At 72.2% G+C, this 24,298-nt stretch carries 21 protein-coding genes; 7 read left to right on the top strand and 14 right to left on the bottom strand.

Annotated features, from left to right (window positions below; genetic code table 11):
* Nucleotides 1-91 precede the first annotated feature (91 nt).
* Nucleotides 92-586 carry a molybdenum cofactor biosysynthesis protein gene (locus tag AC0NZQ_RS15780; protein WP_474530888.1) on the top strand — a complete coding sequence of 165 codons (495 nt, stop codon included), beginning with the start codon at nt 92-94 and terminating at the stop codon, nt 584-586.
* A gap of 119 nt (nt 587-705) precedes the next feature.
* Nucleotides 706-2,070: an MDR family MFS transporter gene (locus AC0NZQ_RS15775; RefSeq protein ID WP_474531421.1), complete on the top strand. Its 1,365-nt coding sequence runs from the start codon at nt 706-708 to the stop codon at nt 2,068-2,070.
* Here the strand turns inward: AC0NZQ_RS15775 and pyrF are convergent, their stop codons facing one another.
* The 8 genes from pyrF to pyrR form a co-directional block, all read right to left on the bottom strand.
* Nucleotides 2,071-2,895, bottom strand: a complete 825-nt coding sequence (pyrF, locus tag AC0NZQ_RS15770) for an orotidine-5'-phosphate decarboxylase (protein WP_474530887.1) — start codon at nt 2,893-2,895, stop codon at nt 2,071-2,073. It lies immediately after the preceding gene.
* A complete protein-coding gene (locus AC0NZQ_RS15765; protein WP_474530886.1) occupies nt 2,892-3,908 on the bottom strand; it encodes a dihydroorotate dehydrogenase in 1,017 nt (338 codons plus the stop codon). Before AC0NZQ_RS15765 ends, pyrF begins: the two co-directional genes overlap by 4 nt.
* Nucleotides 3,908-4,765, bottom strand: coding sequence for a dihydroorotate dehydrogenase electron transfer subunit (locus tag AC0NZQ_RS15760; protein ID WP_474530885.1), 858 nt, complete (start codon nt 4,763-4,765; stop codon nt 3,908-3,910). The genes AC0NZQ_RS15765 and AC0NZQ_RS15760 overlap by 1 nt, the downstream gene beginning before the upstream one ends.
* An 88-nt stretch (nt 4,766-4,853) precedes the next feature.
* On the bottom strand, nt 4,854-8,150 hold the full coding sequence (carB, locus tag AC0NZQ_RS15755) for a carbamoyl-phosphate synthase large subunit (RefSeq protein WP_474530884.1): 3,297 nt from the start codon (nt 8,148-8,150) through the stop codon (nt 4,854-4,856).
* On the bottom strand, nt 8,150-9,247 hold the full coding sequence (carA, locus tag AC0NZQ_RS15750) for a glutamine-hydrolyzing carbamoyl-phosphate synthase small subunit (RefSeq protein ID WP_474530882.1): 1,098 nt from the start codon (nt 9,245-9,247) through the stop codon (nt 8,150-8,152). Before carA ends, carB begins: the two co-directional genes overlap by 1 nt.
* Nucleotides 9,247-10,542 (bottom strand): dihydroorotase, encoded by a 1,296-nt coding sequence (locus tag AC0NZQ_RS15745; RefSeq protein WP_474530880.1) that lies wholly within the window; start codon nt 10,540-10,542, stop codon nt 9,247-9,249. The genes carA and AC0NZQ_RS15745 overlap by 1 nt, the downstream gene beginning before the upstream one ends.
* Nucleotides 10,539-11,477 carry an aspartate carbamoyltransferase catalytic subunit gene (locus AC0NZQ_RS15740; protein ID WP_474530878.1) on the bottom strand — a complete coding sequence of 313 codons (939 nt, stop codon included), beginning with the start codon at nt 11,475-11,477 and terminating at the stop codon, nt 10,539-10,541. Before AC0NZQ_RS15740 ends, AC0NZQ_RS15745 begins: the two co-directional genes overlap by 4 nt.
* On the bottom strand, nt 11,474-12,061 hold the full coding sequence (gene pyrR, locus AC0NZQ_RS15735) for a bifunctional pyr operon transcriptional regulator/uracil phosphoribosyltransferase PyrR (protein WP_474530875.1): 588 nt from the start codon (nt 12,059-12,061) through the stop codon (nt 11,474-11,476). Before pyrR ends, AC0NZQ_RS15740 begins: the two co-directional genes overlap by 4 nt.
* 203 nt (nt 12,062-12,264) lie before the next feature.
* Between pyrR and AC0NZQ_RS15730 the strand changes: the two genes are divergently transcribed.
* Together AC0NZQ_RS15730 and AC0NZQ_RS15725 are read left to right on the top strand one after the other, a co-directional pair.
* Nucleotides 12,265-12,807, top strand: coding sequence for a helix-turn-helix domain-containing protein (locus AC0NZQ_RS15730; RefSeq protein WP_474530873.1), 543 nt, complete (start codon nt 12,265-12,267; stop codon nt 12,805-12,807).
* 246 nt (nt 12,808-13,053) lie between these two features.
* Nucleotides 13,054-13,659, top strand: coding sequence for a biliverdin-producing heme oxygenase (locus AC0NZQ_RS15725; protein WP_474531419.1), 606 nt, complete (start codon nt 13,054-13,056; stop codon nt 13,657-13,659).
* Between the two features lie 168 nt (nt 13,660-13,827).
* Here the strand turns inward: AC0NZQ_RS15725 and nusB are convergent, their stop codons facing one another.
* Entirely contained in the window at nt 13,828-14,265 is a 438-nt protein-coding gene (nusB, locus tag AC0NZQ_RS15720) for a transcription antitermination factor NusB (RefSeq protein ID WP_474530871.1), read from the bottom strand.
* The gene (gene efp, locus AC0NZQ_RS15715; RefSeq protein WP_474530869.1) at nt 14,266-14,829 is read right to left on the bottom strand and encodes an elongation factor P; all 564 of its coding nucleotides are present in this window, start codon (nt 14,827-14,829) and stop codon (nt 14,266-14,268) included.
* A gap of 33 nt (nt 14,830-14,862) precedes the next feature.
* Between efp and AC0NZQ_RS15710 the strand changes: the two genes are divergently transcribed.
* A complete protein-coding gene (locus AC0NZQ_RS15710; protein WP_474530868.1) occupies nt 14,863-15,729 on the top strand; it encodes a crotonase/enoyl-CoA hydratase family protein in 867 nt (288 codons plus the stop codon).
* A 3-nt stretch (nt 15,730-15,732) separates the two neighbouring features.
* Here the strand turns inward: AC0NZQ_RS15710 and AC0NZQ_RS15705 are convergent, their stop codons facing one another.
* Nucleotides 15,733-16,188, bottom strand: a complete 456-nt coding sequence (locus tag AC0NZQ_RS15705) for a hotdog fold domain-containing protein (RefSeq protein ID WP_474530866.1) — start codon at nt 16,186-16,188, stop codon at nt 15,733-15,735.
* A gap of 122 nt (nt 16,189-16,310) precedes the next feature.
* On the opposite strand from AC0NZQ_RS15705, the gene AC0NZQ_RS15700 reads away from it, so the two are divergent.
* On the top strand, nt 16,311-17,906 hold the full coding sequence (locus AC0NZQ_RS15700; RefSeq protein WP_474530863.1) for an ABC-F family ATP-binding cassette domain-containing protein: 1,596 nt from the start codon (nt 16,311-16,313) through the stop codon (nt 17,904-17,906).
* Nucleotides 17,906-18,607, top strand: coding sequence for an HAD family hydrolase (locus AC0NZQ_RS15695; RefSeq protein ID WP_474531418.1), 702 nt, complete (start codon nt 17,906-17,908; stop codon nt 18,605-18,607). The genes AC0NZQ_RS15700 and AC0NZQ_RS15695 overlap by 1 nt, the downstream gene beginning before the upstream one ends.
* A 94-nt stretch (nt 18,608-18,701) precedes the next feature.
* Here AC0NZQ_RS15695 and AC0NZQ_RS15690 read toward each other — a convergent pair whose 3' ends face one another.
* The 3 genes from AC0NZQ_RS15690 to AC0NZQ_RS15680 form a co-directional block, all read right to left on the bottom strand.
* The gene (locus AC0NZQ_RS15690) at nt 18,702-21,932 is read right to left on the bottom strand and encodes a TIM-barrel domain-containing protein (protein WP_474530861.1); all 3,231 of its coding nucleotides are present in this window, start codon (nt 21,930-21,932) and stop codon (nt 18,702-18,704) included.
* Nucleotides 21,933-21,969: 37 nt separating this feature from the next.
* Complete coding sequence (locus AC0NZQ_RS15685; protein ID WP_474530859.1) at nt 21,970-23,202, bottom strand: ROK family transcriptional regulator; 1,233 nt, start codon at nt 23,200-23,202, stop codon at nt 21,970-21,972.
* Nucleotides 23,203-23,311: 109 nt separating this feature from the next.
* Entirely contained in the window at nt 23,312-24,259 is a 948-nt protein-coding gene (locus AC0NZQ_RS15680) for a sulfite exporter TauE/SafE family protein (RefSeq protein ID WP_474530858.1), read from the bottom strand.
* Nucleotides 24,260-24,298: the final 39 nt, after the last annotated feature.

Genomic DNA, 24,298 nt, shown 5'->3' with positions numbered 1-24,298 from the left:
CCAGGTGGCTTCCCGACGACCGTCCGCACCGGGTCGCCCCGTACCGGACGACGCCGGCGGTTCGCGGCACCGGCACCGGGACAATGGCGGGGTGGACGCGCCCGGTGCCGAGATCGTGGAGCTGCTGGTCTCGCCCCGCCACCGGTGGGACGGCCGCCCCGACCCGGCGCTGGCGACGGCCGACACCGCCGAGCTGGTCGGGCAGATCGAGCTCCGCGCGGGCCTCGGCATCGTCGGCGACCGCTACTTCAACCGGCCCGCCCACCGCGACGCCGCGGTCACCCTCCTCGCCGCGGAGGCGCTGGCCGATTGGCACACCGGCCTGGCGCAGACGCGTCGTAACGTGCTGCTCCGCGGGGTCGACGTCGACGCCGGGATCGGTCGGACCCTCGTGCTCGACAGCGGTGACGGGCCCGTCCGGCTCGCGGTCAACCGGGCCGCCCACCCCTGCCGCTGGCTGGACCTCGCCGTCGCGCCCGGCGCCTGGCGTGGCCTGCGCGGCCATGGCGGGGTGCGCTGCACGCCCCTGTCGGACGGCGTGCTGCGGCTCGGAGCGGTCTCGGCGCGCTGGACGGATCGGGAATAACCCGCTCTCCCGCCCCCGTTGCCTCCCGAGTGCCCGCCGACGCCGTGACCGCGACCGCCGCCCCCACCCGCTCGTCGGTGGGGCTGCGATCCGAGCGAGGGCCGGTGCTGCTGGCCATCATGCTGGCCACCGCGCTCGTGGCCCTGGACGCGACGATCATCGCGACCGCCGTGCCGTCAGTCGTTGCCGACATCGGCGGCTTCGCCGAGTTCCCGTGGCTCTTCTCCATCTACCTGCTCGCGCAGGCGGTGACAGTGCCGCTCTACGGCAAGTTCGCCGACATCGTCGGTCGCCGGCCAGTGATGCTGCTGGGCATCGGCCTCTTCCTGGCGGGCTCCGTCATGTGCGGACTGGCCTGGAACATCTGGGTCCTCATCGCCTTCCGCGCCGTGCAGGGACTCGGCGCCGGCGCCATCCAGCCCATGAGCCTCACCATCGTCGGCGATCTGTACACCCTGGAGGAGCGCGCCAAGGTCCAGGGCTACGTGGCCAGCGTCTGGGGTGTCTCGTCGGTGGTCGGGCCCACCCTCGGCGGGGTCTTCAGCGAGTACGTCAGCTGGCGCTGGATCTTCTTCGTCAACATCCCGTTCTGCCTGATCGCGGCGTACATGATCCAGCGGCGGTTCCGCGAGCAGATCACCCGCAGTCGCCCCGCCATCGACGTCCGCGGCGCGGTCCTGCTCACCTCTGGTCTGGCGCTGGTCGTGCTCGGCGTCCTCGAGGGTGGGCAGGCGTGGTCCTGGCTGTCGGCACCGAGCCTCGTGGTCCTGGGCGCGGGTGCGGCGCTGCTGGCGACCTTCGTCGCGGTCGAGCGGCGCGTCGCCGAGCCGGTGATGCCGCTGTGGGTCTTCGGCCGCCGGCTGCTGCTCACCACCTCGCTCGTCTCGTTCGGCGTGGGGGCGGTGGTCCTGGGCCTGACCTCCTACGTGCCGACCTTCGTCCAGGACGTGCTGGGTCATGGCCCGCTGGTGGCCGGCTTCGCGCTGGCCACCCTCACGCTGGGCTGGCCCATCTCGGCGTCGCAGGCGGGACGGATCTACCTGCGCTGGTCGGTGCGCACCTGCGCGCTGATCGGCATCGTCCTGGTCCTCGTCGGCAGTGCGCTGCTGCTGCTCGTGGGACGCGACAGCAGCGTGGTCGAGATCGGGGCGTACTGCTTCGTCGTCGGCCTGGGCATGGGACTGACCGCCGCGCCGACGCTGATCGCGGCGCAGTCCAGCGTGCTGTGGGCCGAGCGCGGGTTGGTGACGGGCACGAACCTGTTCTGCCGCTCGCTCGGCAGCGCGCTCGGCGTGGCCGTCTTCGGCGCCGTCGCGACGGCGGCCGGGGCGGACAGCAACGGCGATCCCGGTGTGCTGAACACCGCCGTCCACCACGTCTTCGTCGCGGTCTTCGTCGTGTGTGTCGCGATGGCCGTCATGGTCGCGGTGATGCCGAAGACCTTCACCGAGGCCGTCGCAGCCCCCGAGCCTGTCGCCGGCTGATCAGGCCCGCAGGAAGGCGAAGTCGCCGACCAGCCGCTCGACGGCGTCCCGGAGCGCCGGGGCGGCGGGGCCGGCTTTGAGCACCTCCCGCGAGACGCTCGGCACGACATTGCGCAGACTTGCGCCGAAGAGCCGACGGACGTCGTCGGCGGTCCCGCCCTGGGCACCCACGCCGGGGGCCAGGATGGCGCCGTTGAGCGCGCCGAAGTCGGGTGCGTCGGTGATGGTCGCGCCGGCGACGACACCGAAGGATCCGAGCGGGGCCGCGCCGGCGTTGCGCGCGGCGACGTCGTCCACGACGGCCTGGGCGACGCTCGTGCCGCTGCTGGTGCGCGCGTGCTGGAACTGCGGCCCCTCGGGATTGGACGTCGCGGCGAGGACGAAGGCGCCGCCGTCGTGCCGGCCGGCCAGCTCGAAGGCGGGGTCCAGCGAGCCGACGCCGAGATAGGGGCTCACGGTGATGGCGTCGACGAACAGCGGCGACGCGGGGTCGAGGTAGGCGCGGGCGTAGGCGGTCATGGTCGAGCCGATGTCGCCGCGCTTGACGTCCAGCAGGACGAGCGCGCCGGCGTCGCGGAGTCCGGCGACGGTGCGTTCGAGCACGGCGACGCCGGCCGAGCCGTAGCTCTCGAAGAACGCCGACTGCGGCTTCACCATCGCCGCCGTCGCGCCGAAGGCGTCGACGCAGGCGTCGGCGAAGCGGCCGAGGCCGGTGGCGTCGTCGCTGAGCCCCCACGCCGCGAGCAGGGCGGGGTGCGGGTCGATCCCGACGCAGAGCGAGCCCCGCGCAGCCAGCGCGGCGTCGAGGCGGGCGCCGAAGCTCATCGCGTCGCCACCTCGCCGGCGCGGGCGACCTGGTCCGTGGTCGCCGCCCGGAGCCGGCCGACGCGTGCGGGGGCGCTGAGATGGGCGAAGCCGACGGCGTCGCGCAGCGAGGCGAAGCCGCGCTCGGCCAGCGCCTGCTCCAGCTCGGCCAGGATGCGCACCGGCGCGGACGGGTCGCCGAAGACGGCGGTCCCGACCGAGACCGCGGCGGCCCCGGCGAGGACGAACTGCAGCGCGTCGAGGCCGGAGCGGATCCCGCCCATGCCGAGGATGGGCAGGTGCGGGAGCGCCTGGTGCACCTGCCAGACACACCGCACCGCCACCGGTCGGATGGCCGGACCGGAGAGCCCGCCGGTGATGCCGCCCAGGGCCGGTGCCATCGTGTCGGTGTCGATCACCATGCCCAGCAGGGTGTTGATGAGCGAGAAGCCGTCGGCACCGGCGTCCGCGCAGGCCCGGGCGATGGCGGTGATGTCGGTGACGTCGGGCGAGAGCTTGGCGAAGATCGGCTGCGCGGGGTCGGCGGCGCGGCGCACGGCGCCGATGACCCGCGCGGAGGCGAACGGGTCACAGGCGAAGACCTGCCCCCGCGACTCGACGTTCGGGCAGGAGATGTTGACCTCGAGCATGGCGACCGCGGGGTTGCCGTAGAGCCTTCGGGCGAGCTCGGTGAACTCGTCGGTGTGACCGCCGGCGATGGAGACCACGGTCCGCGCGCCGTGCTCGGCGAGCCAGGCGAGATCGTTCTCGATGAAGGAGTCGATGCCCGGACCCTGCAATCCGATCGAGTTGATCATGCCGCTGGGCGTCTCGGCCATCCGCGGCGTCGGCCGCCCCGAGCGGGGGCGCGTCATGATCGACTTGGTGACGACCGCGCCCAGGTCGGCGACATCGAAGAACTGGTGCAGCTCGCGCCCCGCGGCGGCGCAGCCCGAGGCGGTGAGCACCGGGTTGGGCAGGGTGACACTGCCCAACCGGGCCGTCATGTCCGTCGTCGGCGTGGTGGCAGTCATCAGTGCCCCCTCATGGCGTCCGCGCCGACGAGGTCGGCCGGCAGGTGCCCGACGTCGTTCCAGCGCACTCGGGCGGCGTCGAAGACCGGACCCTCGACGCAGGAGCGGACCAACCGGGTCTTGCCGTCGTCACCGCGGACCGGCAGCACGCAGGTCATGCAGACCCCGATGCCACAGGCCATCGACTCCTCGACGGCGACGGCGGCGTGGATCGCGTGCTTCTGCGCGATCGCGCCGACCGCCTGCAGCATCGGCATCGGGCCGCAGGCGTAGACGACCTCGGCGTTGATCCGCTCGATGGCGGCGGGCAGGACGTCGGTGACCAGGCCCCGCTCCCCCGCCGAGCCGTCGTCCGTGGTGACCGTGACCTGGCCCGCGGTGCGCTTGGCGGTCAGCTCGCCGTAGAGGCGCGACGCCGTCGCCGCGCCGAGGACGAACTCCACCTGCGAGCCGCCGGCCAGCAGCGCCTGCGCGAGCGGGATGAGCGGCGCCGCGCCGTACCCGCCCCCGACCAGCACCGCGTTGGCCTGACCGTTCGGCAGCGGGAAGGGCGTGCCCAGCGGGCCGACGATGTCGAGCACCTCACCGGCCGTCCGCTGCGTGAGCCACCGGGTGCCGGCGCCGTGCTCGGCCACCACGAACTGGACCGTGCCCGCGAAGGTCCCGGTGGGGGTGGCGCCGGCGATCGCGAAAGCCCGCCGCAGCCCCATCGCGCTGTTCTCGCCGCCGACGGCGACGGCGACGAAGTGGCCCGGTTTGAACCCGGCCGCGATCTGCGGCGCGATGACCGTGAACTGCACGTACTCCCCGGCCTTGGTGACCGAGAAGATCTCCGCCTTCTCCTGGAACGCCGTCACGCGACAGCCCCCGTCCTCACGCGTTGAGTGGGCCGTAAACCCTGCGAGTGGGCCGAGATGCCGGCCCACTGAACGCCGAATGGCCCACTCATCGGGATGCCCCGCCGGGACGGATGGCGGCGTGGACCTCCTGCAGACTTCGCACGCCGATGTCGCCGCGGATGAGCTCCTCCACGCCCTGGACCGCCGCGGCGAAGGCCTGGGTGGTGGTGAGGCACGGGATGCCGGCGGTGACGGCGGCGGTGCGGATCTCGTAGCCGTCCAGCCGCGGTCCGCCCGAACCCCAGGGGGTGTTCAGGACGAGATCCACCTCGCCGGCCAGGATGCGCTCGACGATGTTGCCGGGACCGTCGCTGAACTTGCCGACGACCTCGACCGGAACCCCGTTGCGCCGCAGCACCTGCGCGGTTCCGGCGGTGGCCAGGATCGCGAAGCCGAGGTCCGAGAGCCGCTTCACCGGGAAGATGGAGGCACGCTTGTCCCGGTCGGCGATGCTGACGAAGACGGTGCCCGAGGTCGGCAGCGAGCCGTAGGCGGCGGCCTGCGACTTGGCGAAGGCGGTGCCGAAGGTGGTGTCCAGCCCCATGACCTCACCGGTGGACTTCATCTCCGGGCCCAGGATCGAGTCGACCTGGTCGCCGGCCGGGGTGCGGAACCGGTGGAAGGGCAGCACCGCCTCCTTCACCGCGATGGGGGCGTCGTCCGGCAGCTCGCCGCCGTCGCCGTCGGCGGGCAGCAGGCCTTCTGCGCGCAGTTGCGCAATCGACGTCCCGACCGCGATCCGGGCCGCGGCCTTCGCCAGCTGGACCGCCGTCGCCTTGGAGACGAACGGCACCGTCCGGGACGCCCGCGGGTTGGCCTCCAGCACGTAGAGCACGTCACCGGCGAGCGCGTACTGGACGTTCAGCAGACCCCGGACGCCGACACCCCGGGCCAGCGCGAGGGTGGAGCGGCGCACCGCCTCGATGTCACCGGCGCCGAGGGTGATGGGCGGCAGCGCGCAGGCCGAGTCGCCGGAGTGGATGCCGGCCTCCTCGATGTGCTCCATGACGCCGCCGAGGTAGAGCTCCTCGCCGTCGAAGAGGGCATCGACGTCGATCTCGACCGCGTCGTCGAGGAAGCGGTCGACCAGCACCGGGTGGTCGTCGGTGATCTCGGTGGCGCGGGAGATGTAGTCGCTCAGGTGCGCCTCGTCGTAGACGATCTCCATGCCGCGGCCGCCGAGCACGTAGCTGGGCCGCACCAGCACCGGGTAGCCGATGCCGTCGGCGACCCGCTTGGCCTGCTCGAAGGAGGTCGCCGTGCCGTGCTTCGGCGCGGGGAGCCCCGCGTCGGCGAGCACCCGGCCGAAGGCACCGCGGTGCTCGGCGAGGTCGATGGCCTCGGGCTGCGTCCCCAGGACCGGGATGCCGGCGTCCTTCAGCCGCTGCGCGAGACCGAGCGGCGTCTGGCCGCCGAGGGTGCAGATGACGCCCTTCACGGTGCCCGACTGCTGCTCGGCGTGGACGACCTCGAGGACGTCTTCGAAGGTGAGCGGCTCGAAGTAGAGCCGATCGGCGGTGTCGTAGTCGGTGGAGACCGTCTCGGGGTTGCAGTTGATCATCACGGTCTCGAAGCCGGCGGCCCGCAGCGCCATGACGGCGTGCACACAGGAGTAGTCGAACTCGATCCCCTGACCGATCCGGTTCGGACCGCTGCCGAGGATGATCACCTTCTCCCGGTCGGGCTGCGGCGAGACCTCGGACTCCTCGTCGTAGGACGAGTAGTGGTACGGCGTCGCCGCCTCGAATTCGGCGGCGCAGGTGTCGACGGTCTTGAAGACCGGCCGGATGCCGAGCCGGTGGCGCAGCGTGCGGACCCCGTCCTCGCCGGCGAGCTCGGGGCGCAGCGCCGCGATCTGCCGGTCGGAGATGCCGTGTCGCTTGGCCAGCCGCAGCAGCGGCTCGGTGAGCGTCGGCGCCTCGCGCAGCGTCGCCCCGGTCTCGGAGATGAGCGCGATCTGGTCGACGAACCACGGGTCGATGCCGGTCGCCTCGGCCACGGTCTCGACCGAGGCCCCACTGCGCAGCGCCTGCTCGACCCAGTAGAGCCGGCCGTCGGTGGGGACGGCGGCACGGGCGAGCAGCTCGGCCGTCGGCAGCTCCTCGTCCGGTCGGGTCCAGAAGCCGGCCGCCTTGGTCTCCATGGACCGCAGCGCCTTGCCGAAGGCCTCGGTGAAGTTGCGGCCGATCGCCATGGCCTCACCGACGGACTTCATGTGGGTCGTCAGCACCGGGTCGGCGCCGGGGAACTTCTCGAAGGCGAAGCGCGGCACCTTCACCACCACGTAGTCCAGCGTCGGCTCGAAGGCCGCCGGCGTCTTGCGGGTGATGTCGTTGGGGATCTCGTCCAGCGTGTAGCCGACGGCGAGCTTGGCGGCGATCTTGGCGATCGGGAAGCCGGTGGCCTTCGAGGCCAGCGCCGAGCTCCGCGAGACCCGCGGGTTCATCTCGATGACGATCATGTCGCCGGTGGCGGGGTTGATGGCGAACTGGATGTTGCAGCCGCCGGTGTCGACGCCGACCTCGCGCAGCACGGCGATGCCGATGTCGCGCATGTGCTGGTACTCGCGGTCGGTGAGCGTCATCGACGGCGCGACCGTGATCGAGTCGCCGGTGTGCACGCCCATGGGGTCGAGGTTCTCGATGGAGCAGACGATGACGACGTTGTCGTTGCGGTCGCGCATCAGCTCCAGCTCGTACTCCTTCCACCCCAGCACGGACTGCTCGACGAGCACCTCGTGCACCGGGCTGGCGGCCAGGCCGCGGGCGACCATCGTCTTGACCTCGTCCGCGCCGTGGGCAAGACCGGACCCCAGCCCGCCCATCGTGTAGGACGGCCGGATGACGACCCGGTTGTCGACGGTCTCGGCGAACTCGATCGCCTCGTCCAGCGTCTTGCAGACCAGCGAGGACGGCACCTCGCCGCCGATCTTGCGGACGATCTCCTTGAATCGCTGCCGGTCCTCGCCGCGCTGGATGGCGTCGACGTCGGCACCGATGAGCTCGACGCCGTACTTCTCCAGCACGCCGGTCTCGAAGAGGGTGATGGCGAGGTTCAGCGCCGTCTGCCCGCCGAGCGTGGGCAGGATCGCGTCCGGCTGCTCCTTGGCGATGACGCGCTCGACGAAGTCGGGCGTCAGCGGCTCGACGTAGGTGGCGTCGGCGAACTCGGGGTCGGTCATGATCGTCGCCGGGTTCGAGTTGACCAGGCTGACGCGGAAGCCCTCGTCGCGCAGCACCCGGCAGGCCTGCGTGCCGGAGTAGTCGAACTCGCAGGCCTGCCCGATCACGATCGGGCCGGAGCCGATGACCAGGATGTGGTTGATGTCCGTGCGCTTGGGCATCAGCGACGTCCCTCCAGCAGCTCGACGAAACGGTCGAAGAGGTAGGCGGCATCGTGCGGACCGGCCGCCGCCTCCGGGTGGTACTGCACGCTGAACGCATTGGCGTCGCGCGCCGTCAGGCCCTCGACGACGCCGTCGTTGAGGCAGACGTGGCTCACCTCGACGGCGCCGAACTCGGTGTCGCTGACGCGGTCGGTCGGCGCGTCGACGGCGAAGCCGTGGTTGTGCGCGGTGATCTCGACCTTGCCGGTGCGGCGGTCCTGCACCGGCTGGTTGATGCCGCGGTGGCCGTAGCCGAGCTTGTAGGTCCCGAAGCCGAAGGCGCGGCCGAGCACCTGGTTGCCGAAGCAGATGCCGAAGACCGGGACCTCGCGCCGCAGCAGCTCGCGCACGGTCTCGACGGCAGCGTCGGCCGTGGCGGGGTCGCCTGGTCCGTTGGCGAGGAAGACGGCATCGGCACCGGTCGCGACGACCTGCTCGGCGCTGGCGGTCGAGGGCAGCACGTGGCTGGTGATGCCGCGTTCGGCCATCCGCACCGGCGTCATGGTCTTGATGCCGTAGTCCAGGGAGGCGACGGTGAAGCGGTGCTCGCCGACCGCGTCCACGCGGTACGGCTCGGGCGTCGTCACCTCCGCGGAGAGGTCGCTGCCGACCATCGGCGGCGAGTCGAGCACCCGCGCCAGCAGCGCCTCGCGGTCCAGCGTGGCGGAGATGCCGCAGCGCATGGCGCCGCGCTCGCGCAGGTGGCGGGTCAGCGCGCGGGTGTCGATGCCGCTGATGCCGACGATGCCCTGGGCGGCGAGCTCCTCGTCCAGCGACCGCCGGGAGCGCCAGTTGGACGCCCGACGCGCGGGGTCGCGCACCGCGTAGCCGGCGACCCAGATGCGCCGCGACTCGGCGTCCTCGTCGTTGACCCCGGTGTTGCCGATGTGCGGCGCGGTCTGGACGACGACCTGACGGTGGTAGGACGGGTCGGTCAGCGTCTCCTGGTAGCCGGTCATGCCGGTGTTGAAGACAGCCTCGCCGAACGTCTCACCGGAGGCGCCGTACGCCTCGCCGGAGAACGTCCGGCCGTCTTCGAGGACGAGCAGGGCCATCAGCGGAGTGCTCCTTCGGTGATCACGCCGTCGCGGACGGTCCAGCGTCCGCGCAGCATCGTGGCGACGACCCGGGCGGGCAGGGTGCGTCCGGCGAACGGGGTGTTCTTGGACTTCGAGGCCAGCCCGGACGGGTCGACCGTCCAGCTGCCGTCGGGATCGACGAGGACGAGGTTGGCCGGTTCACCCACTGCGACGGGGCGACCCTGGTCGGCCAGGCCACCGACGGCGGCCGGCCGCACCGACATCCGGTCGGCGACCCCGGCCCAGTCGAGCAGGCCGGTGGCGACCATGGTCTCGGCCACCACGCCGAGCGCCGTCTGCAGCCCGAGCATGCCGAAGGCGGCGTCACCGAAGGCGTGGTCCTTGTCGTGCGCGGCGTGCGGGGCGTGATCGGTGGCGACGGCGTCGATGGTGCCGTCGGCCAGCGCCTCGCGCAGCGCCTGCACGTGCTCGGCCGGCCGCAGCGGCGGGTTGACCTTGAAGACGGGGTCGTAGCTCTCCAGCAGGTCGGTGGTGAGCAGCAGGTGATGCGGGGTCACCTCGCAGGTGACGGCCACGCCGCGCTCCTTGGCGCGCCGGATCACCTCAACGGTCCCGGCGGTGGAGACGTGGCAGACGTGCAGCCGCGAGCCGACGTGCTCGGCGAGCAGGACATCGCGCGCCACGATCGACTCCTCGGCCACCGGCGGCCAGCCGGCGAGGCCGAGCCTGCCGCTGATCTCCCCCTCGTGGCAGCAGGCCGTGCCGTCGGCCAGCCGCGGATCCTGCGCGTGCTGCGCCACCACCGCACCGAACGGCTTCACGTACTCCAGCGCCCGGCGCATCAGGCGAGCGTCGTGGACGCAGCGGCCGTCGTCGCTGAAGATCCGCACGCCGGCGGCCGAGCGCGCCATGCCCCCGAGTTCGGCGAGGGTCTCGCCGGCCAGGCCCTTGGAGACCGCGCCTACCGGCCGGACGTCCACGAGCCCGACCTCCCGGCCCCGCCCCCAGACCTGCTCGACGATCTCCGCCGTGTCGGCGACGGGGTCGGTGTTGGCCATGGCGTGCACGGCGGTGAAACCGCCGAGGGCTGCCGCGGCCGAGCCGGTGGCGATGGTCTCGGTGTCCTCCCGGCCGGGCTCGCGCAGGTGGGTGTGGAGGTCGACGAAGCCGGGCAGCAGGACGAGGTCGTCGGCCCTGACCACCTCGTCGCCCGACAGGTTTGCGCCGATCTGCGCAATCACCCCGTCCGCGATCAGGACATCGGTGGCATCGCCGCCCAGGGGTCGCGCGCCCGTGATCACCACGCTCACATGCCCACCTCTTCCGCGCCGGCCAGCAGCCGGTACAGCACCGCCATCCGCACCGAGACCCCTGACTTCACCTGGTCCAGCACCACCGAGCGCCGGTCGTCCGCGGCCACGGAGGAGATCTCGAGCCCGCGGTTCATCGGTCCCGGGTGCAGGATCGGGACGTCCGGACCGAGCAGCTCCACCCGGTCGGGAGACAGGCCGTAGCCGACGGCGTACTCGCGGCCGGTCGGGAAGTAACCGCCGCTCATCCGCTCGCGCTGTACCCGCAGCATCATCACCGCGTCGACATCGCCGAACGCCTTGCCCGAGAGCACCGCGTCGAGGTCCCAGCTCGTCTCGCACGGCCAGCTCGCGACGCCGGAGGGCATCAGCGTCGGCGGCGCGACGATGGTGACGCGCGCGCCGAGGGTGCGCAGCAGCAGGACGTTGGACCGGGCGACCCGGCTGTGGGTGATGTCGCCGACGATCACGACGTGGCGGCCGTCGAGTTCCCCCAGCCGCGAGCGCAGCGTGTACGCGTCCAGCAGCGCCTGGGTGGGGTGCTCGTGGGTCCCGTCGCCGGCGTTCACCACCGGACAGTCCACCCAGGTGGCGATGCGGTGGACGGCGCCGGAGGCGTTGTGGCGCACGACGAGGGCGTCCACCCCCATCGCGGCGACGGTGAGGACGGTGTCGCGCAGGCTCTCCCCCTTGCTCACCGAGGAGCCCTTGGCGCTGACGTTGATCACGTCGGCCGACAGCCACTTGCCGGCGATCTCGAAGGAGGACCGGGTGCGGGTGGAGTCCTCGAAGAAGAGGTTGACGACGGTGCGGCCGCGCAGCGGCGGCAGCTTCTTCACCTCGCGGGTCTGCACCTGGTGCATCCGCTCGGCGGTGTCCAGGATCGCGGTGGCCTCGTCCCGGCTGACGTCGGCAGCCGACAGCAGATTCTTCACGCGCTCGCCTCCGCCGGTTCCGGGCTCGCCTCGGGCTCGTCGACGTAGACGGCGTCCTCGTCGTCCACCTCGGCCATGAGCACGCGGACGCTCTGCGACGGCGACGTGGGGAGGTTCTTGCCGACGTAGTCGGCGCGGATCGGCAGCTCCCGGTGCCCACGATCGACCAGCGCCGCCAGCTGGACGGCGCGCGGCCGTCCCAGCTCGGTGAGCGCGTCGAGGGCCGCGCGGCAGGAGCGACCCGAGCAGAGGACGTCGTCGACGAGGATCACCAGCCGGCCGTCGATGCCGCCGGCGGGCTCCACGGTCGCCCCCAACGGACGTACCCCGCGCAGCCGCAGGTCGTCGCGGTAGAGGGTGATGTCCAGGGAGCCGACCGGCAGCTCCACCTCGGCGAAGACCCTGATCCGGTCGGCCAGCCGGCGGGCCAGCGGCACGCCCCGGGTGGGGATGCCCAGCAGCACGGCGTCGAAGCCGGAGCGGGCCACGTTCTCGATGATCTGGTGCGCGATGCGATCGGTGATCCGCGCAACGTCCGACGCGCCCAGGACGGGCGGTCGACGGGTGGTGAGAGGTTCGGGCACGGCAGCAACGCCTCCTTGTCCGCCTCGCGGGACGGTCCGTTAAAGGAGCGGTCGATCAGACCGAGGCCAGCCTAGCAGCGCACCGCGGCACGCCCGTTGCCGGAATGACGCCCGCGCCGCCCGCTGATTCCGGCATACTTGGGTCCCTAGGGTCCGACGGATGTGATCAACACGACGGCGGCCACGTGCGCGACGGGGACGAGATGACAGGACGAGCCATCGACAGCGAGACGGTTGCCAACGAGGGCTACGCGAAGGCCCTCGGCGCCCGCCTGCGCACGATCCGGACGCAACAGCATCTCTCGCTGCACGGTGTGGAGCGCAAGTCCGGGGGCAAGTGGAAGGCTGTCGTCGTCGGCTCCTACGAGCGCGGCGACCGCGCGGTGTCGGTGCAGCGGCTCGCCGAGCTCGCCGAGTTCTACGGGGTGGCGGTCGGCGACCTGCTGCCGCCCGAGGACACCCCCTTCGCGACCAGCGCACCCTCGGGTACGCCGCTGTCGCGCATCGTGCTCAACCTGGAGAAGGTCAACGGGCTGGCCGATCCGCAGGCAGACATCCTGCGACGTTTCGTCGGCTCCATCCTGCGGCAGCGCGGCGATCTCGGCGCCCGGACCCTCCCCGTCCGCCACGAGGACCTGCGCACGCTCGCCCTGATGTATGACACCACCATCGAGCAGCTCACCGAGCGCCTCGTCCGCTGGCAGGTGCTGGCCCCCGAGAGCGTCATCGTCGACGGCGAGCCGTGACTATCCGCCGGGCACGCGCCCTCGGGTGACCCTCGCTCCGCTCGGGGCCGTCCTTCGGCCACCGCGCGCATTCGCCTCACTCCGTTCGGCGACGCGCCGGCGCTCGCAAGCTTCGCCTCCTCGCCCGGAGGGCTCGTCGACGAACTTGCTCGGTGCCGATCACCATCGACTACGGTTTCCCAGCATGACACCGTCCAACTCAGCAGCTTCTCTGTGCTGACAGAGTCGGTGCCGCTGTCGGTGGCGATGCGGGAGGGGTCGGCGGCCCAGCACCGGGCGGCCGAGGAGTCACCGTTCGTCGCCGAGCTGCTGGCCGGAGGGCTGCGGCCCACGGCCTACGCCCAGCTGCTGCTCCGACTGCGACGGGTCTATGCCGCCCTTGAGGCCTCGGTGCGGGCCACGGCGCACGACCCGACGGTCGCGGCGGTCCGCGACCCGGTCCTGGAGCGGGTCGCCGCCATCGACGCCGACCTGGAGTTCTGGGCCCGCGGAGCGGATCCCGAGCACGTGCTGTCGCCGGCGACCGACGCCTACGTCGACCGCCTGCTCTCGGCCGCTCCCGCTGCGCTGGTGGCGCACCACTACACCCGCTACCTCGGCGACCTCTCCGGCGGCCAGGCGATCGCCTGGGCGCTGCGGCACAGCTACGGCCCCGAGGCGGCGGTCGCCTTCTTCGACTTCGCCATCCCGAAGGTCAAGCCGTACAAGGACGCCTACCGCACCCGACTGGACGCGCTGCGACTCTCCTCGGGCGAGCGCCTCGCCCTCGTCGCGGAGGTCCGGGTGGCCTTCGAGCTCAACCGCGCGATCTTCGCCGAGCTGGACGAGCAGCTGCCGTCCTACCGCGCCTGACGGCTGCGCCCTCGGTCCCGGCGTCGCGCCCTGCCCGCCCGCGGTCCGCTCGGGGTTGGCCCCACGCGAGCGCGGTGGCCGGGCCGTTCGGACCGCGCCAGCGTGGGGCCAACCCACCGGACGCGGGGTGCGGACCTGGGGCCAACCCCGGCGCGCCGGGGTGCGACGTCAGCTGGTGGGGGCGGCGCCGGCGGCGTCCGGGGACCGCGGCGGTCCCTCGCGCAGCACCTTCGCCAGCACACCGTTGACGAACTTCGGCGAGTCGTCGGTGGAGAGCGTCTTGGCCAGCTCGACGGCCTCGTCGATGACGACGGCGTCGGGGACGTCGTCCCGCCAGAGCAGCTCGTAGACGCCGAGGCGCAGCACGGCACGGTCGACGTCGGGCATCCGGTCGACCGACCAGCCCTCGGCGTACTCGGCGAGGATGCCGTCGATGTCGCGACGGTGGGCGGCGACGCCCTCGACGAGCTCGATGGTGTAGTCGTTCACCGGCGGCTCGGCGAGCGCCACCCGGTCGGCCAGCGTGGTGAGGGCGTCGGTGCCCCGGACGTCGGCCTCGTAGAGGACGTCGAGGGCGCGCTTACGCGCCTTGGAGCGTGCGGACAACTAGCTGTTCACGCGGCCCAGGTAGCGGCCGTCGCGGGTGTCGACCTTGACCTTCTCGCCGGTGGAGACGAACAGCGGCACCTGAATCTCGGCGCCGGTCTCGAGCGTGGCGGGCTTGGTGCCGCCGGTGCTCCGGTCGCCCTGCAGGCCGGGGTCGGTGTGGCTGATGACGAGCTCGACGCTGGTCGGCAGCTCGATGTAGAGCGGGTTGCCGTCATGGACCGCGATCGCCACCTCGGCGTTGTCGAGGAGGTAGTTCGCCGCGTCGCCGATGACCGCACCGGAGACCGGGATCTGGTCGTAGGTGTCGCTGTCCATGAAGACGAAGTCCGCGCCCTCCTTGTAGAGGAAGGTCATCGCGCGCTTGTCGACGTTGGCCGTCTCGACCTTGGTGCCGGCGTTGAAGGTCTTGTCGACGACCTTGCCGGAGAGCACGTTCTTCAGCGTGGTGCGCACGAAGGCGCCACCCTTGCCGGGCTTGACGTGCTGGAACTCGGTGACGGTCCAGAGCTGGCCGTCCAGGTTCAGGACCAGGCCGTTCTTGAGGTCGTTGGTGGTAGCCACGAGGGGCGAGTCTAGTCGCCCTACCCTGGGCCGGTGACCGATGCCACCACCGATTCGCCCAGCGATGCCACCGGGACCTCCGTCCGGGACCGGCTCGTGCTCGAGATCCGCGAGCGCGACGGCGTCCGCATCGCCTATGTGACCCTGGCCCGGCCCGAGAAGCGCAACGGTCTGGACCTGCATATGCTCCGCGCGCTGGCCGAGACGCCGAAGCGCATCGCCGCTGATCGCGGGGTGCGCGCGGTGATCCTGCAGGGCGCCGGCCCGGCCTTCTGTGCGGGGCTGGACTTCGCCGCCGTCGCCCGGTCCGGCCCGCTGCCGACCGCGCTGGCCTTCCTCAAGGCACCGGGGCGGGCGAACCTGTTCCAGCGAGCCTGCTGGGCGTGGCGTCAGCTCCCGGTGCCGGTCGTCGCGGTGCTGCACGGGGCCTGCTTCGGGGGCGGACTGCAGCTCGCCCTCGCCGCGGACTTCCGCTTCGCCGCTCCGGGCGCCGAGCTGTCGGTGATGGAGGGCAAGTGGGGGCTCATCCCCGACATGACCGGATCGGTGACGCTGCGCGAACTCGTCGGCATGGACGTCGCGAAGCGGCTCACCATGACGGCTGAGGTGATCGACGCCGAGCGGGCCCACGGCTACGGGCTGGTCACCGAGGTCGCCGAGAATCCGCTCGCGGCAGCGGAGGACCTGGTGGCGCAGCTGGCCGCCCGCTCCCCCGACGCCGTCGCCCTGAGCAAGCGACTCTTCCACCGGACCTGGACGGTCTCCCCGGCCCGCGCGCTCTGGGCCGAGACCGTCCTGCAGGCCCGACTCATGGCCGGCGCGAACCATAAGATCGCCCGTCGCGCCGGACTGTCGCGCGACGCGCTGCCGTCCTTCCGGCAGCGCGTGACGCGGGGGTAGCCGCTACTTCTTCGCGCTGAGATGCAGTCGGATCACGCCGCGGACCACCGCGGTGCCGTCGTCCCGGGTGGCCTGCACCCGGACCCTGATCTCGCCCGGCTGTTCCCAGTCGGTCGGGTCGGTGTCGGCGGTGGCGAGCAGTGTCGAGGTGGACTTGGCCAGGTACTCCAGCTCCATCCCCTTGGGGATCCAGCGCAGCTCGTCCGGGATGGTCGCCTCGGCGAGGGCCCCCATCGCCATCTCCAGGCCGTTGGCCACCGCGATGGCGTGCACGGTGCCGATGTGGTTGTGCACGCCCCACCACTTGCGCACCCGGACGGTGGCATGGTTCGGCCGCAGCTCGACCAGCGACGGCGCGATCGTGAGGAAGTACGGCGCCTGCAGCGCGAAGGCGAGCGAGAAAGCCCCCTTGCCGAGCGGCAGCTTGGTGGCACGACCGTAGAGGTCCAGGACGTTCATGGCGGGGATGCTACTCGTCGGTAACTTATCCGGAAATCGGCTGGCGGCCGGCGCTAGCGTGGCAACGTGGACTTCTGAGGTCGAGCCCTGCCCCCTGTCGGCACCGTTCCCCGGAGACCTCCATGAGTTCGGCCATCCTGCCCACCGTCGTCTGCGACCAGCTGTCCTTCGCCTGGCCGGACGGCACCCCCGCCCTCACCGACCTGGACGTCAGCTTCGGCCCCGGCCACACCGGCCTCGTCGGCAGCAACGGCAGCGGCAAGTCGACGCTGCTGCGCCTCGTCGCGGCCGACCTCGTCCCCGATCGCGGCAGGGTGAGCGTCACCGGCGACGTCGGGTACCTCCCGCAACGCCCCGGCCGGGACGGCGTCGTCGCCGACCTGCTCGGTATCACGGCGTCCCGACGCGCATTGCAAGCCATCGAGGCCGGTGACGCCGATCCGGCGCACTTCGAGGTGCTCGGCGACGACTGGGACGTCGAGGCCAGGGCGAGGGAGATCCTCGACCGGTTCGGCGTCCTCACCGGGGTGCCGGAGCCGCTCGACCGTCCGGTCACGACGCTCTCCGGTGGCGAGACCGTGCTGATCGGCGTCGCCGGGTTGCTCGTCCGGCAGCCCGCGATCACCCTCCTCGACGAGCCGACCAACAATCTGGACCGCCGGGCGCGAACGGTCGTCCACGATGCGATCGGCAGCTGGCCGGGCGTGCTGATCGTCGCGAGCCACGACCGCGAGCTGCTGGAGCGGGTGGAGACGATCGTCGAGCTGCGCGACGGTCACGCCCGCACCTTCGGCGGCCCCTGGTCGACGTACGAGGCGGTGCTGGCGGCCGAACAGCAGACCGCCGAACGGTTGGTGCGCAACGCCGAGGGCGAGCTCGCCCGCGAGAAGCAGCAGTGGGTCGCCACCCAGATCACGCTGGCGAGGCGGCAGCGGACCGGTGACAAGGCCTACCGCGAGAAGCGCGAGCCCAAGATCAAGATGAACAGCAACAAGCGGTCGGCGCAGGTCTCGGCCGCCAAGTATCGCGATGTGCAGGCGGGACGGCTCGACGACGCCCGCACCGCGCTGGCGGAGGCAGCCGAGCGCGTCCGCGACGACGACACCATCCACATCGACCTCCCCGGCACCGAACTGCCGGCGGGTCGGGACGTGGTCCGGATCGGCGCGGTCGCCATCCGCGGCCCGGAACGCATCGCACTCACCGGCGGCAACGGCGCGGGGAAGACGACGCTGCTGCAGGCCCTGGCCGAAGGGCGGCCGCACCCGGCGGGACCGGTGACGGCGCCTGCCGTCCCGACCCGGCTGCTGTCGCAGCGTCTGGACCTGCTCGACGACGCCGCCAGCGCCCGGGACAACGTCCGAGCCGTGGCGCCGGACGCGACCCCGCAGCAGATCCGCGACCGGCTGGCGCGGTTCCTGCTGCGGGGTGACACCGTCGATCGGCCGGTGGGGACGTTGTCCGGTGGCGAGCGGTTTCGGGTGGCCCTGGCGTCGCTGCTGCTGGCCGAGCCGCCGCCGCAGCTGCTGCTGCTCGACGAGCCGACGAACGACCTGGACCTCGACAGCGTGGCACAACTCGTCTCGGCGCTGCAGGCGTTCCGCGGGGCGCTGATCGTGGTGAGCCACGACGAGACCTTCCTCGCCGACCTGGGCGTGACGCGCCGCTGGGAGGTCCGGGACGTCGGCTTGCCGACCGAGGTGACGAGCACGGCATGATCGCTGCCGTGCCGACCGATCGCCAGACCCTGATCTTCGACGCCGACGACACGCTGTGGGAGAACAACGTCTACTTCGAGCGCGTCGTGGACGACTACATCGAGTGGCTGGCCCACCCCACCCTCGACCCGGCGCGGATCCGCGCGATCATCGCCGACGTCGAGGAGGCGAACATCGTCACGCACGGCTACGGCAGCAGGATCTTCTTGCGCTCGCTCGCGGACGCCTTCAGCCTGATCACCGAGCGGCCGCTGAGCGACGACGACCGGCGCCGCATCGCCGACTTCGGCGCGGTCTTCGCCGCGGGGCACGTCGAGCTGCTGCCGGGGGTGGCCGACGTCCTGGCCGAGCTCAGCAGCCGGCACGACCTGCTCATGGTGACCAAGGGCGTGCCGGCGGAGCAGCAGCGCAAGATCGACGCCTCCGGGCTGGCCCACCACTTCGCGGCGGTCGACATCGTCCCGGTGAAGGACCCCGACACCTACCGCGAGATCGTCACCCGGCGGGGTCTCGACGCCGCCCGCAGCTGGATGATCGGCAACTCGCCCCGCTCCGACGTCGTCGCCGCCCGCGCCGCCGGTCTCAATGCCGTCTTCGTGCCGCATCCGAACACCTGGGCCCACGAGCATGCCGACCTGGACCCCGACGACGAGCGCATCGTCACCGTCGCCTCGCTGGCCGAGCTGCCCCGCCTCTTCTGACGCAGCCCGGCTCTGCTGCACGCACCGGTGGTTGGCCCCACGGGCGCGCGGTCCGGCGGACCGGACAGCCGCGCGCACGTGGGGCCAACCCTGCTCAGCGGTAGCTGACGCTCACCCGGTCGTGGACGCTGCGCCTGCCCGCGGTCACGGTGAGGGTCCGGGTGGTCCGGTCCCAGGACCACGACGCCGCGGAGACCCGGCGGCCGTCCACGGTGACGACGGTCGGCGCCGTGGCGGCGGTGAAGGCCACCGTCCAGGTACGCCGGGCGAGCTGACCTCGGTACGACCCCTGCGTCGGTGCGATCGTCACCCTGTTCCCCTCGAGGCTGATCCTCGTGCTGCTGTGCCGGGTCGAGGTGGTGGTGCCGTCGTCCTCGTAGAGCGTCCGCGAGCCGCTCGCCCCCTGTGCCACCGTCACCGTGACGGCGTCGAGCGGGTGCTTGACGTCCCCGCTGACGTCGTTCGTCCGAGTGGTGACGATGCCACCGGAGCGGACGAAGACCGGCATGCTGCCCAGATCGGTGGTGATCGTCGCGGTGGTGCCACCCCGGTAGGTCTTGCCGGTGAACCAGTCCGTCCAGCTGCTGCCGGCCGGGAACCACACCGAGGTCGTGGCCGAGGTCCCCGGCGTGGTGACGGGGGCGACGAGCACATCTGGCCCGTAGAGGTACTCGGCATCGGCCTGCGCGTACGCCTCCTGCTGGTCCGGGTACTGCAGGTACAGCGGCCGGGTGATCGGCGTGCCCGTCGCGCGGGCCTGCTGGGCCAGCGTGTAGGTGTACGGCACCAGCCGCTCACGCAGGTTCAGGAACTTGGTCGCCGAGGCGTCCGCGGCAGCGCCGTACTGCCAGGGCAGTCGGTCGCTGTGGTTGGAGTGCAGCCGGTCGATCGGCTGGAAGGTGCCGAACTGCACCCAGCGGGCGTAGAGGTCGTCCGGCAGCTTGGTCGAACCCTTCTCGCTGCCGGGCTCCTGCAGCCCGCCGGTGTGACCGCCGATGTCGTGGCTGATGGACGGCAGGCCCGTCGCGGCGGCCTCACCCGGCGTGTAGCCGACCTCGTAGGCCAGCGTGTCCCAGTTCGAGATGGTGTCGCCGGTGAAGTGCAGCGTCGTCCGCTTGTCGGCCCACGGCCCGGTCGGGGACGGCGTGATGTTGCCGTAGCCGCCGGCCTCGAGCGTCCCGTAGGCGCGGGAGAAGGCGAAGCCGCGGTCGACCGTCTTGCCGGTGTAGTCGGCGTAGGCCTGGTTGACCCAGGCATCACCGGTGACGCCGGGGCGCGACATGGTCGAACCGTCGCAGCACCAGTCCATCCACCACAGGTCGTTGCCGTCGGCCTGCATCTCGTCGTGCAGCGCGAGGTAGGCCTTGAGCTGGTCGGCGTCGCCGAAGTCGAAGACGTAGCAGTCGACGGCGCCGCCGCCACACGAGCCGGGTTGCAACTTGCCCTTGGCGAGCTGCTGGGCCCTGGCGAACTGCGGGTCGGACTTCTCGATACTGGGGTGCAGGTTGAGAGAGGTGTGCAGACCCTCCGCGTGCGCCCACGCGAAGAAGGCCTTCGGGTCGGGGAACTTGGCGGGGTCGATCTCCCAGCCGTTCCACTGGTTGGGCGCCTTGAAGTCGGTGTCGATCACGAGCGTGTCCAGCGGGACGCCCTCGCTGCGGAAGCGCTCGACGATCGACTGGAAGTCCGCGGCGGTGCGGTCGTAGTACTCGGAGTACCAGGTGCCGTAGGCCCAGCGGGGCAGCAGCGTGGCCGGACCGGTGAGGGTGGAGAGGTCCTGCAGCGCCTGCGGGTAGTCCTTGCCGTAGCCGAAAACGTAGCCGTCCTGGTAAGGCTCGCCGTCATGCGACGGCCGCGGTGTGGTTTTGCGCAGTCTTGCGTCATAGATCGCGGACGGGGTGTCGTCCAGCAGCGACCAGCCGTCGGCGTAGAGCAGACCGGGGTTGGTCAGGGCGTCGCCGCCGACGTTGTCCATGCTGCGGCGGTAACCGCCGAGCGGGGCGTGCGGCGCGAGCAGCGGCGCCTGCGGCCGGGCCACCGCGACGGTGTCGACGTTGACGTTGCAGCTGGCGTCAGTAGGACAACCCAGCGTGACCGCATTCGTCCCCCGGGCCAGGCGTACCGGGATCGAGACCGTCCGCCAGGCGTCCCAGCTGCTGGTGGGCGCCAGCGTGGCGGTGGTCGGCGCTGCCGAGCCGACCGTGACGCTGACGTCGCGCGCCTGCACCGGCTGCGAGCCGGCCTTGAAGTTCGCGTAGCGCAGCTGCAGCCGGTAGGTGCCGGCCGCCGGGACGCCGGTGACGGTCACCGTGTCCGCAGCACCGGCCCGCTCGAGGCCTCCCACGAAGGCGTCGCCGGAGAAGCCGTTGTGGTCGAAGGCTGGCCGGGCGCCGCCGGAGAGCTGGCCGCCCTCGGCCTCGCAGACCGTGCCGAAGCCGCACAGTGTCGGGGCCGGTGTCGCCACCGGCGGGTAGGCCGCGCCCGGTGCCAGCAGCGCGACGTTGTCGACGTTCACGTCGCCGGAGTCCGAGGCCCGACGTGAGACGACGACGGTGTGGCTGCCCGCCGAGAGCGTCAGCGGGACCGACGCGGTCTGCCAGGTGTCCCAGTTGGCGGTGGGCGGCAGCGAGAGGGTGGCTGCCGTGCCGCCGTCGGCGGCGACGCCGAGGGTGCGGGTGGTGATCTGGCCGTCCCCGCCCTGGCTGTTGGCGTAGCGGAGGGCGACGTCGTAGGTCCCGGCGGTGGCGACGTCCACGGTGAAGGCCAGCGAGTTGCCCTGACTCTCGAAGCCCGCGACGAAGCCGCGCCCGCTGTAGTCGGCGTGGTTGGTGGCGACCGACAGTCCGGAGGTGCTGAGGTCCTCGGCCTCGCAGCGCACCCCCGGCGCGCAGCCCTTGGCGGACTGCTGCCCCCACGGCGCGGCGAGGACCTGCTGGCCGCCGTTGTCCACGGCCAGCGTGAGGTTCTTCGCGGTGAAGGGGCCGGAGCCGACCTTGTAGCGCAGCGTCACGGCGTCGGTGTCGATGGTGAGCCAACCCCGGACCGTCTTGGCCGTGAACCGGGCGCGGGCAAATCCGTCCCGCCCCACCGCGTTGAAGGTCGCCGCGTTCAGGAACCGCCGGTCGCCGGCGTACTCGGTGCGGATGAGGGTGGGCGAGAGCACCTCGAAGCGGGCGTTCCCCGAGACGACGGCCCGGCTGGCCGCCGTCCTCGCAGGGGCGGCGACCGCCGCCGGGGACGGGGCGGCGAGCAGGGCCGCGCCGAGGGTGATCACGGCGCCGACGGCGAGACTGCGCCGTGCCGGTCCATGCGGGGGACGTCTCACGAGCTGGACTCCTTCGTCCGGGAAACGGGGTGGTGGGTCATGCGCTCGCCCGGGGCTGGAGCGGCACGTGAGGGGTCGTCGTGGCGGGGACGGCCGCCCGCTGGTGCGAGTGGTCGGCGAAGCGGCCGGGCTGGGTGAGCACGAGGCTCAGCGCGCCGACGAGCGAGGCCCGCTCGCCCAGCGGGGAGACGGTGAGCTCGACGGGTGAGCCGAAGGGCAGGGCGGCCAGCTCGGCGCGGATCGGCTCGACCAGCAGCGGCCCCAGCGCGGTGAGCTCGCCGCCGAGCACCAGGCGCGCGGGGTCCAGCACGACGACCAGGTCCGTGAGCGCGCGGGCCAGCGCCCGGACGCCGGCGGTCACCACGCCGCGCACCTCGTCGTCGGCGGCCGCGAGCTCGACGAGGCCGGTGAGGGTGAGGACGTCGCGGCGTCCGGCCAGGCGCGCCAGCATGCCGTCGCCGCCGGCGTAGAGCTCGAGGCAACCGCGGCGACCGCACCAGCAGCGGCCGCCGTCCGGCCTCGCGGTGACGTGACCGAATTCGCCGGCGAAGCCGTGGCGGCCCCGGACGATGTGCTGGCCGCGCGCCGAGCCGAGGCCGATCCGGCTCGCGATCTTGACGAAGAGGACGTCGCCGTCGGTCTCGGGCGGACGTGCGACGCACTCCCCCAGCGCGCCGAGGTTGGCGTCGTTCTCGGTGACGACCGGGATGGCCCAGCGGTCGGCGACGAGCTCGGCCAGCGTGGACTCGTTCCAGCCGGGCAGGACGCCGGGGACGGCGAAGCCGCCGCCGGTGGTGGTCACCGGCGCGGCGACGCTGATGGCGGCGCCGACGAGGTCGTCCGGATCGACGGCAGCCTGCTCGAGGGCGTCGGCGATGCTGTCCAGGACCAAGCGGGTGCCGCGCGCGGCGGTGTGCCCGCGGGGCACGGAGACCCAGCGCTCGGCCAGCACGCTGTGCGACAGGTCGCCGACGGCCACGGCGACGTGCCGCACCCCGATGTCCACCGCGATCGCCGTCCCCGCCGAGCGGTCCAGCGCCACTTGGCTGGCGGGGCGGCCCCGCGACCCGGACGGGGCCACGCTGCGCTCGGCGATGAGACCGCGCTCCCGCAGCTCGGAGAGGACGCTGCTCACCGTCGCCCGGGACAGTCCGGTGTGGCGGACGAGCTCGGCACGGGTGGCCCAGCCGGCACCGCGAAGGACCCGGACCACGCTGGCGCGGTTGGCGGCTCGCAGGACTCCGCTGGTCGGCTGCACCTGTCGGGTCACGCGTCGGGGCCTCGTCTTCGTCTCGGGTGGGGCGAAGAGCAACCTGCTCTCCGAGACGGTTTTGTGTCAATACTTCGACATATTGCGCGATTTCGGCTGCGCGACGAGGTCAGTGCCCCGCGGAGACAGGTGGCGGCGCCGCGCGGTCGCGCCACGGCAACGCCGGGAAACCGTGGAGGCGACGCAGCACCATCCAGATCGGCCCCGCGACGACCAGCAGCGTGCCGAGGACGGCCGCGGTCACGAGGTTCGACGCGTCGAGCAGCTTGAGGGCGGAGGCGAGTAGTACGAAGGCGAGCGCGCGCCGGATCAGCGCCCCAGGCAGCCGGGACGACAGCTGCGCCCCGAGATAGGCGCCCGGCACCGACCCGACCAGCAGCGCCCCGGTCACCGAGAGCTCGAAGTCGCCGAAGAGCAGGTGACCCGCCGCGGCGGCGGCCACGAGCGGCACCGCCTGCACGAGGTCGGTGCCGACGAGCGAGCTGGCCCGCAGCGTCGGGTACAGGAACATCAGCGCGATGATGATCAGCGAGCCGCTGCCCACGGAGGTCATGCCCACGATGACCCCGCCGAGTGCTCCGACGAGGAGGGTGGGCACGGGCTTGACGACGACATCGGGCGGCCCCTGCGGGTCGGCGTCCCGGCGGCCGTGCCGGTCGCCCGCCCGTTCGGCAAGGCGCAGGTAGGCCCGGACGAAGAGCCCCGCCGCCGCGATGACGAGGGCGACGCCCAATGCACGCTTGATCGCGGTGTCTACCCCGGCGCCGCCGTGCAGCAGGCTGATGATCCACGCGCCGGCGAAGGCGGCAGGGACGGATCCCAGACAGAGCCACTTCACGAGGTCGAGGCGCACCGTCCCGTTGCGCAGGTGGACGATGGAGCCCACCGGCTTCATTACCGCGCTCGCGACCAAGTCGCTCGAGACCGCCGCCAGCGGCGGCACGCCGAAGAAGAGGACGAGCACCGGTGTCATCAGCGCCCCGCCGCCCATGCCGGTGAGGCCGACGATCACGCCGATGCCCAGCGCCGCGATCGCCAGCGTCCAGTCGAAGCCCACGGCAAAACCGTACCCGGCCGATAGGAAAACCCTTGAACT

It is taken from the genome of Jatrophihabitans sp. sgz311053 (genome assembly GCF_056135305.1).
This window is presented reverse-complemented; position numbering and strand designations above follow the sequence as displayed.